This is a genomic window from Bacillus sp. KICET-3 (assembly GCF_033261025.1).
GTDB classification, from domain to species: Bacteria; Bacillota; Bacilli; order Bacillales; family Bacillaceae; genus Bacillus; species Bacillus sonorensis.
Map to the genome: position 1 here is coordinate 2,184,898 of NZ_CP137345.1, position 12,676 is coordinate 2,197,573.

Consider the following 12,676-nt stretch of genomic DNA (forward strand, 5'->3'; position numbering starts at 1 on the left):
TTATTTTGAAGAAAAACCGAAATAAACAAAGAGGAGGTGATGTTATGAACAAGAGAAAGTATAGGGTTAATGATTCCTTTTTTGAGACAATTGATACTGAGGAAAAGGCATATTGGTTGGGGTTTATAAGTGCTGATGGTTGTGTGTATATTAAAAAAAATTCTGGATCAAGAATTTTAGAAATAAGTCTAAATATCAAAGATGTTAATCACTTAGTTAAATTCAATAAATGCTTAGACTCGAATTATCCAATAATACAAAACACTAATAGCTGCAGAGTATCAATTGTCAGCAGAAAAATATTTCAAGATTTACTGAAATTAGGTGTGACTGAAAGAAAGTCAAAAACTCTTATTCCACCTACAGAACAGTTAATACCACCTAATTTAATGTTTCACTATATTCGGGGTTATTTTGATGGAGATGGAGGATTTACCACTCATGATAAATACCTTACTTATGCAGTAAACTTTTGTGGAACGCCACAGGTATGCGAATTTATTTTAAGTCAATTAAATAAGCAAAATTTGCGGTTAATAAACAAAAAAGATGTGGAGTCTTTTGCACAAATTAGAATTAAAGGGAATAAGCAATCATTAGATGTTGCAAACAAGCTCTACAATAATGCAACAATTTATTTAGATAGAAAGTTTAAACAATATCAGGATTTAATATTGCTTAATGAAATTAATCAATGTATTGATGAGATAAATAAATTAGAGTTTAAGATCAAGTCTTTACACATGGTAGAGATGCTTAGAAAAGGATACACGGGAAAAGATATTGCAAAACATTTTGACTGCGGAGAAGCCAATATAACAAGGTATGTGAAAAAATATAGAACAGCTCTTAGTAAAGATAAAGAAAAACAAGTTCTTGGCCTTTTTCATGATGGAATAACTAATAAATCAGAAATTCATAGAATCATTGGTTTTTCTAGAGACTACATAAGAAAAGTTTTAAATAAGGTAAATTAAGATACACGATAGTCGTGCATATTGGAAACAGTATGCTTAAAGAGCCTCGAATTGCTGGGAACCCCTTAGAGCATTATTCACTACAACGTGACTGGAAACGGTGAACGTGAAAGTTTGAAAAGAATAATGATTGGGCAATCAGCAGCCAAGTGCCTGTAAAATGGTAAAGGTTCAACGACCAGTTCAAAGGAACGTAGTGGAATATAATTCTGCGAAGCGGGGCAGCCCTAACAGATTGTGCTGAGGGTGAAGATATGGTCTATTCCCGATTAGTGCCAAGACACTATGAGAAATATCTCGAAAGAGAGGGTAGGGAAGTTGCCGGATATTGATATAGACACTGAAGGATCAAAAAGGGAAAAAATACTTAAAGCGCTTAGAGACAGATTTGGTGAAAAACGTGTACTGCAGATCGCTACATTTGGGACTGAAGGTTCTAAGTCTGCTCTTCAGACAGCATGTAGGGGATTAGGGATTGATAACGATATTTCTCAGTTTTTAAGTGAAATGATTCCTTTCGAAAGAGGATCAAACTGGCCTTTAAAGCACTGCTTTTATGGAGATGTAGAAACAGGCAGGAAGCCAATTAAGGAATTCATTAGGGAAGTTGAACGCTATCCTAACCTCAAAGAAACTGCTTTGAAAATCGAAGGACTAACTAATAAGCGCTCATCACATGCTGCTGGGGTTATCATTTTTAATAATGAGTACACCAAGTCTAATGCAATGATGAAAACTCCTAAAGGGGCTTATATCACACAATTCAATATGGGCGACAGTGAAGTAATGGGGTCGGTAAAATTTGATCTTCTTACAATTGAAGCATTAGATAAGATTCGGGTAACACTGGATCAATTGATCGAAAATGAAGAAATTCAATGGCAGGGCTCTTTAAAAGAAACATACAATAAATACATTCATCCTGATGTACTTGAGTATGAAAATGCAAAGTTGTGGGAGATGGCCGGAAATGGAGGGGTAATGGACTTGTTCCAATTTTCGACCGAGGTCGGCCACCAAGCTGTAATTAAAGTTAAACCTAAAAATTTGCTTGAGGCAGCAGTTACAAATTCTCTAATGAGACTCATGTCCGATGGGGAAGAGCAACCTGTAGACACATATGTGAAATATAAAAATAATTTATCACTATGGTATGAAGAAATGCGGAAATATGGCCTAAGTGATGATGAAATAAAGGTAATTGAGAGACATTTGAAAGACATCTATGGGGTTGCTGACACTCAAGAAGTTGTCATGCAAATGGTAATGGATAATGAAATAGCTGGGTTCGATATTAAAGAGTCAAATTATCTAAGAAAATCCATAGCAAAGAAAAAAGAGGATGTGTTAAAAGAGGTTCAAAAATTATTCTTCAAAAAGGGGAAGGAAATTGGAGCGTCAGACAACCTTTTGAATTATGTATGGAATGTTCAATTTAAAAGACAGTTTGGCTACAGTTTCAGTTTACTTCATACTTTGGCGTATTCGATTATTGCGTTACAAGAATTGAACTTAAACTATCGGTATAACCCTTTATACTGGAATACGGCTTGCTTGACTGTAAACAGCGGAGGTGTTGAAACTGAAGAAGAATTTGATGACCCAGACAAAAAGAAGAAAACACAAAAAACAGATTACGGTAAAGTAGCTTCTGCAATAGGGAATATACGGCGCCGTGGTATTAGAGTTGATTTGCCTGATATTAACAAAGCGGGATTTGGTTTCAAGGCTGATATTGAAAATAATTCAATTATTTTTGGGATGAAGGGGATGAACGGGATCGGTGACGAGGTTGTTCATCAAATCATCAGCAATAGGCCTTATGCTGATTTTGAAGATTTTCTAGAAAGGATGTACCACAGTGGCATCATAAAGAAAGGACAGGTTATTCAACTGATCAAAGGGGGCTGCTTTGATTCATTTGGGGAGAGAAAAGATTTAATGAAATCGTTTATTTCTTTAATTTCTGAACCTAAAAGTAAGCTAACCATGTCTAATTTGAAGATGCTTATTGAAAACAATTTAGTTTCAGAGGATTTTGCATTAGAAATACGATTTTTTCGCTTTAAAGACTATATTAGCAAGAGAGTGTTTAAAAAGATCGATTCTCCAAAAGATAAATTACTGCTACTTGATGATATAGCGTCTGCTTTTTATAATGAACACTTTGATGAGAGCAGCATTGTTGATGTACATAACGGTCATCTTGTGATATCCGAAAAGGCATTTAAAAAGGAATACGACAAAAAAATGCTGAAGTTAAAAAACTGGATTGGAACCCAAGAGCCATTAATAAAGCTAAATGAATGTCTTTTTATGCAAGAATGGGAAAAGTATGCAAGTGGATCTTATGGCAAATGGGAAATGGATTCACTAAGTTACTACTACCATGATCATGAATTAAGAAATGTGAATTTTTCAAAGTATAACATTGTTGACTTTTATCAGTTGCCAGAAGAACCAGTTAAAGGCAGTCCATATAAATGGAGAGGAAAAGAATTATATGAGTATGAGACTTCAAGAATCATAGGCACTGCTCTAGACAGAGACAAAACCAAGCACACAGTTACTCTCTTAACTCCTACAGGAGTTGTTACCGTAAAACAATGGGCGGGGAGCTTCAGTCATTATAATAAACAAATTTCACATAACGTGAACGGAAAGAAAGAAGTTATTGAGAAGTCCTGGTATACAAGAGGAACATTGCTTATGTTTACTGGTTTTAGACGAGGGAACAACTTTATTCCTAAGATATATAAAAACAGTGTCTATCAGCATACTGTATGTAAGATTGAAGATGTAGACGAAGAAGGTAACTTAATTTTAACCACAGGAAGAAAGCAAATATAAACGGATGTGATGGAAATTTTCAAAAAACTGATAGACTTAAACAAATTAAAAGTATATAATATCTATAAAGAAATAAAGATATATTCAGTTATCTTCTTACTGGGGGTGGGATCAACATTAACATACAAATCAATGAATGATCAATTAATGCAGCCAAACAAAGACCCAATAAAAGAGCCATTTTATAAAAAACTCAACATTTGGGATTTCGAATTTGAAAGTGAGGTGCTGCCGCATTTAAAGACAAGTCAAGAGATCATTAATGAAGCGCAAGATAAGTATTTACATATAAAAGTAGAAGAAATAAAAAAGAAAAAACATAAAAACAAATTAAAAGTGAGTTACGAGAGTGAGGAGAAGAGATATGAGCAGAAAACAAAAAAGAAGCCTGAAGAACAAGCTCAAGTCTTTAGTATGGTTGCCACAGCCTACATTTCATTTTGCGATACTGGCTGCATAGGTACAACGAAAACAGGCTACGACGTGTCAAATACGATTTACTACAGGGGGAAGAGGGTCATTGCTGTTGATCCCTCTCTAATCCCTTTAAATTCATTAGTCAGAGTTTCATACGGCAGCAATTCATTTGAAGCCTACGCAATAGACACAGGAGGAGATATTAAAGGAAATAGGATTGATGTTCTTGTTGGATCTGAATCAATTGCAAAAGATTTTGGCCGGAAAAATGTTAAAGTAACAGTTCTTAAAAAAGGGAGATGATTTATTGCCGAAGTACTGGTCTTACGACATTAATGATGAAGTTGAGGTCAACAGTAACGCCAAATATGGAATGCCATCGTATGTTGGGCTTAAAGGTATTATTATTGATCGAATAAACAGTTGGCAATATGATTACGATGTTCTTCATTTCACTAATGGAGAGGTTGGAAGATACAAAGAGTCGGAACTGAATTTAATACATAAAGCGAGTGATACATATTGAAGCTTAACCAAAAGGCATACGTAGATGAAATGGGAACTGGGGTTATTTCATACATAGATCATGAAAACAAAATAGCTGGAATTGATTTTGATGGAATTGGGTATGAGGAATATGACTTTGATGAAATTATTTTGTACTAATTAAAAGGATGTGTGTTTAGTGTGCAAAGTTGATGAGAAAGTCATTGTTAACCATTCCGGCGAAAGAGCTACTGTAAAAACAGTGGACGAACGATATCATCAAGTAGAAGTTCAATATGAAGATGGATCTTATGAGGTATTGGGATTCCATAAAATTCGAAAGGAGGTGGATTAATGCTGATAATTTTAGAGGGAGCAAGAGGGACTGGAAAATCTTCAGTAGCTTATAAACTTAGGCAGCGGCTGAAGCATAGTACATTGATTAATCCGACAGGTTTCCACGAAGATGGTGAAGTTGGGCTTAAGAAAATATCTAATTATTATGATGGCATGTTTGAGCTCTTTCACAAATGGAAGTCAAAGATGAGTGGCTATACAACGATATTAGATCGTTTCTTCCCAACAGAAATGGTGTTCTCATCCCTATATAAAGAATATGATTTTCATCAAAAATTTAAGAGCCTGTGTAAATTGCTACCTACACTCGATGACGAAATCTACATTTTCTTTTTTACGGTATCCGATAAGGATGTGCTTAAAGAAAGATTGAAAAGAGATAAGATTCTGTTTGCTCAAGTGGAGGAAAGTGTGGAAGAATCATTAAAACAGCAGGATTCTTATTATAAATTCATAGATGAATTAAAAAGACATATTGATTGGGATTGCGAGGGAAGTGTGAAGTTGATTGAAATTGATACTGCTCACATGAATCAAGACGAGGTTGTTGATTTCGTATTTAGACAAATTCAAAACGATTGAGGAGGACTATGATGAGTCAAGAAGAGAAAAAGCAGCTTCTAATTTTAGAAATGAAAAGAGTCATTGAAATTCTCGAATCTAAAAAAGAAGTTAAGGTGATGAAAGAAGTAAATGGCTATTTGGAGATTGATAGAGAGACAAGTGAACTAAAGGCCAAACTTCGGGAAATTAGAAGAGACAGCCTTACCTTTGAGAAAACAATTGTATAAAATATCTCTTTTAAAGAGAAAAAGGACGTGAAGAGAAATAGATTACAAGATTCTAAACAAGATACATAACTACGATTGTATTAAGTTTATGAAAGAGTACATAGATAGTTGCTCCATTGATCTAACAGTTACTTCTCCTCCTTATGATGATTTAAGAAATTACAATGGCTATTCATTTAATTTCGAAAAAACTGCTGAAGAGTTGTACAGAATCACAAAAAAGGGAGGAGTGGTCGTTTGGGTTGTTGGAGACAAAACACACAAAGGGTCTGAGTCAGGGACAAGTTTTAAACAGGCTCTATTCTTTAAGGAAATTGGCTTTAATCTGCACGATACAATGATTTATCGAAAAGAAAATCCGCTGCCTCAAAACCATAACAGGTATGAACAAGAGTTTGAATATACGTTCGTTTTTTCTAAAGGAAAACCAAACGTGTTTAATCCAAGAAAAGAACCTTGTCGAACCGCGGGAATGAAATATGATTATTCTAAAAGAGGTGGAGTAGCTTCTATTGAGGAATGCAATCCCGCGGTAAGAAGAAAATCAGTATGCTTAGTTACTAAGGATGAAAAGACTAAGGGGAATATTTGGAGTTATTTAGTTGGTATGCATAAGAGCACTAGTGACAAAATAGCTTTTCAACATCCGGCAATATTTCCAGAGAAGTTAGCCGAAGACCATATCTTATCGTGGTCTAAGGAAGGAGACATTGTTTTTGACCCTTTTATGGGTAGTGGAACAACGGCCAAGATGGCTGCTTTAAATAATCGCAAATACATAGGCACTGAGATTAGTAAAGAGTATTGTGAAATTGCAAATAAACGCCTGAGCAGTTACATAAAAATCTAAATAAAATATCAAATTTAAACAGAGAAAGGTAAGTGAATTTGGGGGAGAATTATTTTAGAGTCTTATGGAACGGGACAAGGGTCAACCTTAAATTCCCGACTAAAAAGAAAGCTATTGCATACATAAACAGAAGAAGAGCATTCAATTGTGAGATTCAAGAGCGCACATATGACCACAAGCTGGTGAATAGTTGGATTATCCATACATACTGATTGGAGGAAAGGAACATTAGTCATCCTTATAGATTCATAATTAATGACCTGGATTTTATTGAAGATCGGCTTGATAAGTTACATACATATTTAGAAGACACAATTTCTGATGAAGCCTGGAAACGTGTAGACAATGATTTGATTTTTTCTCTTATGAAAATCAAAGAAATAAAAAATGAAATTTGGTGAATTCTTATTTACTTAAACAAATTAAAAAGATATAATTAAAACATAATTTTAGAGGTTGAATAATGAACTACATATGTGATATCTGCAAAGGATACACCGCACAACCGTTATGTGTAAGGATATCCGAAGAAAAAGTTAGAACAGCAGAAGACAGAATTGAAATTAACTGCTGTAAAAAATGTGGTAATGAATTATTCTCAAGGATTAGTAACGAATGTAAGGGGATGAGTATTAAGAAAACATTAAATCATATAGGGCTTAATTATCCCCATAAAACTAATTAAAAAGATAATTTGTAATAGAGCGTAGGGGTATTCCTCTTGTAATTTCCTGGGCAAGCGCACATTGTGACAAAAATAGATATAGGAGAAGATAAAAGCAATGCAGTTAGCTATCAATATTCTTGAAATTATTGGTTGTATTCTGATTGGGATTGTCTCTTTGGATGAAGAGAGAAGAAGGTTTCACTCTAATGTACATACGATTATAGCATTATTGTCTGGATTATCATTTATAACAGCAGCATTGTTATTGATTATCGGTTTGATTTAATTAAGGGAGGTGTATCCATATTCTTTATCAAGGATTAGCTTTTTTGCTTATTATATGCGGGGTTTCTTTATTAGCATCAACATTGGTTCATCTAATATTTTATAGAGATTGGAGAGATTTTAAGAATTACTATATTGCATTTTTGGCTTTAGGAACAATCACAACAGGCTTGGCAATTATTCTTAACCTCAATAATCTAATTTCCCAGGCAAGCGCATATAACGACAAATCCAAACAAAGATTTGAATGAAATTCAAATTTTATAAAGAAAGGAGAAAATCATGAGAGACATTACATCCGAATTCACATTAAGAGGAGTAAACAGAAAAACTATGAAACTCCTGGCAACTAAGAGTATTGATTATCCAGATACATAGGTAAAGGTGCAAATTGGAGATCAAATGGCAGAAGTTGAGGCCAAACAACTATTGGTTGCAATAAAGGCATTTAATGAAATGTAACGTTAAAGACATCCCTTGTAAGGAGGTGAATAAGTGGGACGGCATAAAGCAACATTTGAAGGATTGGTTATGAAAGAAAGTTATTACGCACACCGTGCACCAGGTACAGAGAGGTGGATTACTCAGCCAGTGTGTGTGGTAGCTCGTACTGAAGCAATCTTCGAGGGTTATATAGATATTGAATCTATAGAAATTGGAGGCAAGGTTTATATCCCCGGACTTAAAGAATATGTCATAGTGACTGACAGGCAGAGAAACATACATAACGAATGGACATATCAAACTGACAGATTGATTAAGACAATTGTAGATGAAAAAAGCCTGAAGGAATGCGAAGAACTCAATGAGGAGCAAGCAAAAAGCAATGATGGAAGAAATAAAAGATTGATAAAAACTTCTTGGTGGAAGAGGCTAACTAAAAAAGACTAAAGGAGAGATATTTATTGAATAAGGATACAAAAGATATTTGGAACGGTTTCTTTATCGGATCAGGTTCAATGATTGTAGTTGGGTTACTCATTTTTGTTGAAGCATTGACTATGTCACTAGTTGTCTATTATGGATTGAATCACGTGTTAAATCCTTTGCTTATTGATACATACAACATTCAGAATGTCCATGTCACTTTACCTCATGCATTTGTTATTGGTGTTTTACTCAACGTATTTGTCAAAGGTGTAAAACGGTCAGATCAGGAAAAAGATGAGAACATTTTCAAGAAAGCCGGCAAGTCTTTACTTCATTCAGCTTTTGCATTGATTGTTCTGTATGTCAGTACATTGTTTATTTAACGAAGGAGGAATCTGAATATGATTAAATCGCAGCAAGTTAAAGTTTTTAGAGAGACGTTACATTGTGATGAATGCGAAGAAGCTCCAGAGCTTGTGTTTGTAAATATGATGCTCACATCAAACCCACCACAATATCCGTTTCAGTGCCCATTGTGTAGGAAAAGAGTTCATAAGAAAACAACCTATCCAAAGATTAAAGGTACGAATCAGTTGATTGAAGTCTAAATAAAAGTTTTAATTTATTTGAACATAGCACAGAAATGAGGAGATAAGCGTGACGATTGGGGAATATATTGCTGAAGTAAGAAAAGATGAAAGATTTCAGTCACTAAAGAAAATGTTGATAGATTCAATTTCATTTCAACTTGATTTTATGATGAAGCGTTTTATGAATACTATCCACGAAATGAATATTGAAGATTTTAAAAAGATTCAAAAAAGGTCGATTCAGCTTAAAGATATAATAAGTAAAATCAACCACGATCTACTTTCTATAAATATCGAGGAGTTAGCAGAATTTCTGGGGGAGGAAAACTCATTATTGAAAGAAAGAATTAAACAACACGTTCTTGGTTATTTAAAAGAAACGAGCCCACATGTTAAGAGTGTTATCTTGGGGTAATTTTAGATAAAAGGATGATTTTAAAGAAAGAGGAGGAAAGCCCGTGGCTTATGATGAGATTAATGGCAAGTTAATTAACCCAAAAGTAAGTGATGTAATTAAAGCATTACAAGATCAACTTGATTTTTACGGCGACACACCAGTTAACTTCAGGATTGATGGTGAAGAAGCAAGGGATGAGATTCAATTAGATCCATATAAAAATGTTCTTGTGTTGCATTTAGAGGAAGTTTAAGGAGGAAAGCTACAATGGACACTTTTGATTTTATCGATGTTATTTTAAACACTATAAAGGTGGCATTTATAAGGTTATAGGGGAAATCATTCATACTGAAACAGAAGAAATACTTGTTACATATGAAGATCAAGATGGAACACTTTGGGCAAGACCTAAGGACATGTTTTTTGGGAATGTGATTGTAGATGGAAAAGAGAATAAGAGATTTATAAAAATGGATTGAGAAGCCGTTAATCGAAGGAAGAATGGCCGAAGCCATCTCCCTAGAAGCCTAATTGTTTAGCAACATATATGTTTGCTGCTTCTTGTTGCATTTCTTCCCAGTTAAAAAATTTACTGTTTTCCCTAACAAAGTCATCCCATAAATCATCGGGGATTGATTCAAAATCTTGCTGGGTTTCAATGGTGAAAGGAGATTTATCAAGCATTTCATCAAGAGACGAAAATTTCGTATTCTTTTTCATAAATGAATCGGTAAAAAGCTCATTTAATTGAAGTTCTTGTCCCTTTTCAAGTTCACTAGCTTTTTGTTGCATTTTTTTAAGTTTTCGATCGAATTCTTTGAAACCATTACTCATAATTTTTCATCTCCTGTTCATTTTCTTTTTGATTTTGCTTGAGAGAGAACTGAACCTGCTAAACTCTTTGAAGTTTTGCTAGAGCCTTTATTTCTCAAGACTTTTGAAGCGACTTTAACCATTTTTGGCGATGAGACTCTTCTGGAGCTTGGTTTTCTAGGCATATGTATACACCTGCCTTTCAAGGTAGAATATGTGTTCCTTCACAATATATAGTATACTACCATTCAGGGAAACACAATATACTGTGCTCGAGTTGATGAATGTTCACAGTTTGCTTTAGCTAGGAACCTGTGGATAGGAGCTAAGCATTTATTAATGATCAGTAAAGGGAGGTGAAGTACAAAGTTATCGTGTATTTAGGTGGAATTACGGATTTATAGGGAGGTATGATCTCATGGAACTTGAAGCTAGATTGAAAATACACAAAGATTCAGACAATACACATCCACAAGGGAAACTCATCGTAAAACCAAACGGAGAGTATGTAAACCTTAAATTTGATGATTATGGTCGTGAAGTTTCAGTATTGGCTGATGAATTAAGAGCCGTGCTTAATATAGGGAAATGAAAGGAGGAAGATTATGAGTAACCATTTCAAATTTAAACTGTCAAATATCGAAAATGGTGATTTGATTCTAATAATCTAAATAAAATCATAATTTTATATACTAATTAAAAGTAATATAAGGAGGAAAAGTGATGGTCGCTGCTAAAAAACTGTATGTGAAAAAAGATCAACTTGTGAGCATTGAAGAAGCTAAAAGTAATATGACAATACATACACCGGAAGGCTATTCTGTCCCTGTAGCAGTGGGAGAACTTGTGGCCACCAATCCAAAAGGAGAGCAATATGTAGTACCTAAAAGCTACAGGAACAAGTATGTCGAAGTCAAACAGTTTAGGGATGCTTCGTTATACGAGACGATGGCAAAAGGATATCAAGAAATGGCAGCAATTAATTTAGAAGAGGCAAATACCGGGTTTTCTGCAGATAATCAAGCAGAAGAAATCATTGAAAAATTTGTTTCAGGAAGTATAAACGAATAATGCTTGTTACATATGAAAGCATGACAGGTAATGTTAGAAGATTTGTAAGAAAGCTTGAGCAAAAAATGCAAATTAAAACTATGGAAATCACTGAGGATTTAAAGGTTGATGAGCCATTCATACATATTACATACACAATTAAATTCGGGCAAATTCCTGAAAAAACTCAGAAGTTTATACATAATAATAAAGATTTTTTGTACGGGGTTTGTTCAAGCGGGAATCGAAATTGGGGTAGCTATTATGCTGCGGCGGCAGATAAACTCTCACAACATTATCAAGTACCAGTACTTCTTAAGTTTGAATTAAGTGGATCAGATTCAGACTTGGACAAGTTAATACAGGAGGTTAAGTTTATTGACAGTAATCAATCAGGTGCCAAAGTGGGTTCAACTGAATAACGAAATTATGATTCAAAAAGACGGGAAGTTTCAATTCGAGAAGGACAGGGAAGCTGTACACAGTTATTTTGTTGACTATGTTAATCAAAACACTGTCTTCTTTCACGATCTCAAAGAAAAACTGGACTATCTTTTAGAGAATGATTATTACGAAGAAGAGTTTTTAAGCAAATATACTTTTGAACAGATTAAAGAAGTGTTCAAATTGGCGTATAGCTTCAAATTCAGATTCCCTTCATTCATGAGTGCATTCAAGTTTTACAATGACTATGCCTTGAAGACAAACGATAAAACGAAAATTCTTGAACGGTATGAAGATCGAGTGAGTGTTGTTGCTTTGTTTTTCGCCAATGGAGATGCTGAAAAAGCAAAAGAATTCACTTCACTTATGATGAAACAGGAATATCAACCATCAACACCTACTTTTCTTAATGCAGGACGAAAAAGAAGAGGTGAAATGGTTAGCTGCTTCTTACTCGAAGTTAATGATTCATTGAATGACATTTCTAGAGCAGTCGATATTTCAATGCAGTTATCTAAGCTTGGTGGTGGTGTTGCACTTAATCTGAGCAAGATTCGAGCAAAAGGTGAGCCAATTAAAAAAGTTGAGAATGCTACAAAAGGCGTTGTAGGTGTAATGAAACTGCTCGATAACGCTTTTCGATATGCAGACCAGATGGGTTAAATTTGGCCCCTTTCGTCAGCAATGGCGATCGAAAAACCTCTTTAATTGCTGGGAACTCCTTATAGGACAATCAGCAGCGAAGCCTCATTTGAGGAACGTTCAACGACTAGGCAAAAGCCGTAGGCTACAAGCGATTGGTAGCCGAAACAGGAGGCATCCCAATGGGATG

Annotated in this window: 18 protein-coding genes and 2 pseudogenes; 19 read left to right on the plus strand and 1 reads right to left on the minus strand. The window is 34.7% G+C overall.

All coding sequences use genetic code 11. The features are described from left to right. The first annotated feature begins 44 nt into the window (after positions 1 to 44). From R5H20_RS10945 to R5H20_RS11020, 15 genes and pseudogenes are all read left to right on the plus strand, one after another. On the plus strand, positions 45 to 977 hold the full coding sequence (locus tag R5H20_RS10945; RefSeq protein ID WP_053071255.1) for a helix-turn-helix domain-containing protein: 933 nt from the start codon (positions 45 to 47) through the stop codon (positions 975 to 977). Positions 978 to 1,265: 288 nt separating this feature from the next. Beyond that, positions 1,266 to 3,827 (plus strand): annotated as a pseudogene (locus tag R5H20_RS10950) (DNA polymerase III subunit alpha); the annotation flags it as partial. A 9-nt stretch (positions 3,828 to 3,836) separates the two neighbouring features. Then, positions 3,837 to 4,547 (plus strand): 3D domain-containing protein, encoded by a 711-nt coding sequence (locus R5H20_RS10955; protein ID WP_118310541.1) that lies wholly within the window; start codon positions 3,837 to 3,839, stop codon positions 4,545 to 4,547. Between the two features lie 4 nt (positions 4,548 to 4,551). Next, positions 4,552 to 4,770, plus strand: a complete 219-nt coding sequence (locus R5H20_RS10960) for a YorP family protein (RefSeq protein WP_006640523.1) — start codon at positions 4,552 to 4,554, stop codon at positions 4,768 to 4,770. After that, positions 4,767 to 4,910: a hypothetical protein gene (locus R5H20_RS10965; protein WP_164918157.1), complete on the plus strand. Its 144-nt coding sequence runs from the start codon at positions 4,767 to 4,769 to the stop codon at positions 4,908 to 4,910. Before R5H20_RS10960 ends, R5H20_RS10965 begins: the two co-directional genes overlap by 4 nt. Before the next feature lie 174 nt (positions 4,911 to 5,084). Then, positions 5,085 to 5,669, plus strand: coding sequence for a nucleoside/nucleotide kinase family protein (locus tag R5H20_RS10975; RefSeq protein ID WP_048355944.1), 585 nt, complete (start codon positions 5,085 to 5,087; stop codon positions 5,667 to 5,669). An 11-nt stretch (positions 5,670 to 5,680) separates the two neighbouring features. Further along, positions 5,681 to 5,878 carry a hypothetical protein gene (locus R5H20_RS10980; protein WP_048355945.1) on the plus strand — a complete coding sequence of 66 codons (198 nt, stop codon included), beginning with the start codon at positions 5,681 to 5,683 and terminating at the stop codon, positions 5,876 to 5,878. Positions 5,879 to 5,966: 88 nt separating this feature from the next. Continuing rightward, on the plus strand, positions 5,967 to 6,728 hold the full coding sequence (locus R5H20_RS10985) for a DNA-methyltransferase (protein ID WP_082142532.1): 762 nt from the start codon (positions 5,967 to 5,969) through the stop codon (positions 6,726 to 6,728). A 782-nt stretch (positions 6,729 to 7,510) separates the two neighbouring features. Then, positions 7,511 to 7,681: a hypothetical protein gene (locus R5H20_RS10990; protein ID WP_157678840.1), complete on the plus strand. Its 171-nt coding sequence runs from the start codon at positions 7,511 to 7,513 to the stop codon at positions 7,679 to 7,681. 494 nt (positions 7,682 to 8,175) lie between these two features. Next, the gene (locus R5H20_RS10995) at positions 8,176 to 8,571 is read left to right on the plus strand and encodes a hypothetical protein (RefSeq protein WP_006640519.1); all 396 of its coding nucleotides are present in this window, start codon (positions 8,176 to 8,178) and stop codon (positions 8,569 to 8,571) included. A gap of 14 nt (positions 8,572 to 8,585) precedes the next feature. After that, a complete protein-coding gene (locus tag R5H20_RS11000; RefSeq protein WP_006640518.1) occupies positions 8,586 to 8,933 on the plus strand; it encodes a hypothetical protein in 348 nt (115 codons plus the stop codon). 18 nt (positions 8,934 to 8,951) lie between these two features. Beyond that, positions 8,952 to 9,158 (plus strand): hypothetical protein, encoded by a 207-nt coding sequence (locus R5H20_RS11005; RefSeq protein WP_006640517.1) that lies wholly within the window; start codon positions 8,952 to 8,954, stop codon positions 9,156 to 9,158. A 49-nt stretch (positions 9,159 to 9,207) separates the two neighbouring features. Then, entirely contained in the window at positions 9,208 to 9,555 is a 348-nt protein-coding gene (locus R5H20_RS11010) for a hypothetical protein (RefSeq protein ID WP_088272889.1), read from the plus strand. Positions 9,556 to 9,598: 43 nt separating this feature from the next. After that, the gene (locus R5H20_RS11015) at positions 9,599 to 9,790 is read left to right on the plus strand and encodes a hypothetical protein (RefSeq protein ID WP_017474747.1); all 192 of its coding nucleotides are present in this window, start codon (positions 9,599 to 9,601) and stop codon (positions 9,788 to 9,790) included. 88 nt (positions 9,791 to 9,878) lie between these two features. Beyond that, positions 9,879 to 10,016 (plus strand): DUF1653 domain-containing protein, encoded by a 138-nt coding sequence (locus tag R5H20_RS11020; RefSeq protein ID WP_231105304.1) that lies wholly within the window; start codon positions 9,879 to 9,881, stop codon positions 10,014 to 10,016. A 40-nt stretch (positions 10,017 to 10,056) separates the two neighbouring features. Here the strand turns inward: R5H20_RS11020 and R5H20_RS11025 are convergent, their stop codons facing one another. Then, entirely contained in the window at positions 10,057 to 10,371 is a 315-nt protein-coding gene (locus R5H20_RS11025) for a hypothetical protein (protein WP_009328276.1), read from the minus strand. A gap of 397 nt (positions 10,372 to 10,768) precedes the next feature. On the opposite strand from R5H20_RS11025, the gene R5H20_RS11030 reads away from it, so the two are divergent. The 4 genes and pseudogenes from R5H20_RS11030 to R5H20_RS11045 form a co-directional block, all read left to right on the plus strand. Next, positions 10,769 to 10,942 carry a hypothetical protein gene (locus R5H20_RS11030; RefSeq protein ID WP_017474745.1) on the plus strand — a complete coding sequence of 58 codons (174 nt, stop codon included), beginning with the start codon at positions 10,769 to 10,771 and terminating at the stop codon, positions 10,940 to 10,942. 131 nt (positions 10,943 to 11,073) lie between these two features. Continuing rightward, positions 11,074 to 11,421 (plus strand): hypothetical protein, encoded by a 348-nt coding sequence (locus R5H20_RS11035; RefSeq protein ID WP_009328275.1) that lies wholly within the window; start codon positions 11,074 to 11,076, stop codon positions 11,419 to 11,421. Further along, positions 11,421 to 11,822 carry a class Ib ribonucleoside-diphosphate reductase assembly flavoprotein NrdI gene (gene nrdI, locus R5H20_RS11040; RefSeq protein ID WP_009328274.1) on the plus strand — a complete coding sequence of 134 codons (402 nt, stop codon included), beginning with the start codon at positions 11,421 to 11,423 and terminating at the stop codon, positions 11,820 to 11,822. Before R5H20_RS11035 ends, nrdI begins: the two co-directional genes overlap by 1 nt. Positions 11,823 to 11,829: 7 nt before the next feature. Then, a pseudogene (locus tag R5H20_RS11045) lies at positions 11,830 to 12,504 on the plus strand (ribonucleotide reductase N-terminal alpha domain-containing protein); the annotation flags it as partial. Between the last annotated feature and the right edge of the window lie 172 nt (positions 12,505 to 12,676).

What these genes read in the sequence shown, in the direction of transcription:
- R5H20_RS10945 (WP_053071255.1), top strand. Translation starts at nt 45, where the DNA reads ATGAACAAGAGAAAGTATAGGGTTAATGATTCCTTTTTTGAGACAATT.
- R5H20_RS10955 (WP_118310541.1), top strand. Translation starts at nt 3,837, where the DNA reads ATGGAAATTTTCAAAAAACTGATAGACTTAAACAAATTAAAAGTATAT.
- R5H20_RS10975 (WP_048355944.1), top strand. Translation starts at nt 5,085, where the DNA reads ATGCTGATAATTTTAGAGGGAGCAAGAGGGACTGGAAAATCTTCAGTA.
- R5H20_RS10980 (WP_048355945.1), top strand. Translation starts at nt 5,681, where the DNA reads ATGAGTCAAGAAGAGAAAAAGCAGCTTCTAATTTTAGAAATGAAAAGA.
- R5H20_RS10985 (WP_082142532.1), top strand. Translation starts at nt 5,967, where the DNA reads ATGAAAGAGTACATAGATAGTTGCTCCATTGATCTAACAGTTACTTCT.
- R5H20_RS10990 (WP_157678840.1), top strand. Translation starts at nt 7,511, where the DNA reads ATGCAGTTAGCTATCAATATTCTTGAAATTATTGGTTGTATTCTGATT.
- R5H20_RS11005 (WP_006640517.1), top strand. Translation starts at nt 8,952, where the DNA reads ATGATTAAATCGCAGCAAGTTAAAGTTTTTAGAGAGACGTTACATTGT.
- R5H20_RS11025 (WP_009328276.1), bottom strand. Translation starts at nt 10,371, where the DNA reads ATGAGTAATGGTTTCAAAGAATTCGATCGAAAACTTAAAAAAATGCAA.
- R5H20_RS11030 (WP_017474745.1), top strand. Translation starts at nt 10,769, where the DNA reads ATGGAACTTGAAGCTAGATTGAAAATACACAAAGATTCAGACAATACA.
- R5H20_RS11035 (WP_009328275.1), top strand. Translation starts at nt 11,074, where the DNA reads ATGGTCGCTGCTAAAAAACTGTATGTGAAAAAAGATCAACTTGTGAGC.
- nrdI (WP_009328274.1), top strand. Translation starts at nt 11,421, where the DNA reads ATGCTTGTTACATATGAAAGCATGACAGGTAATGTTAGAAGATTTGTA.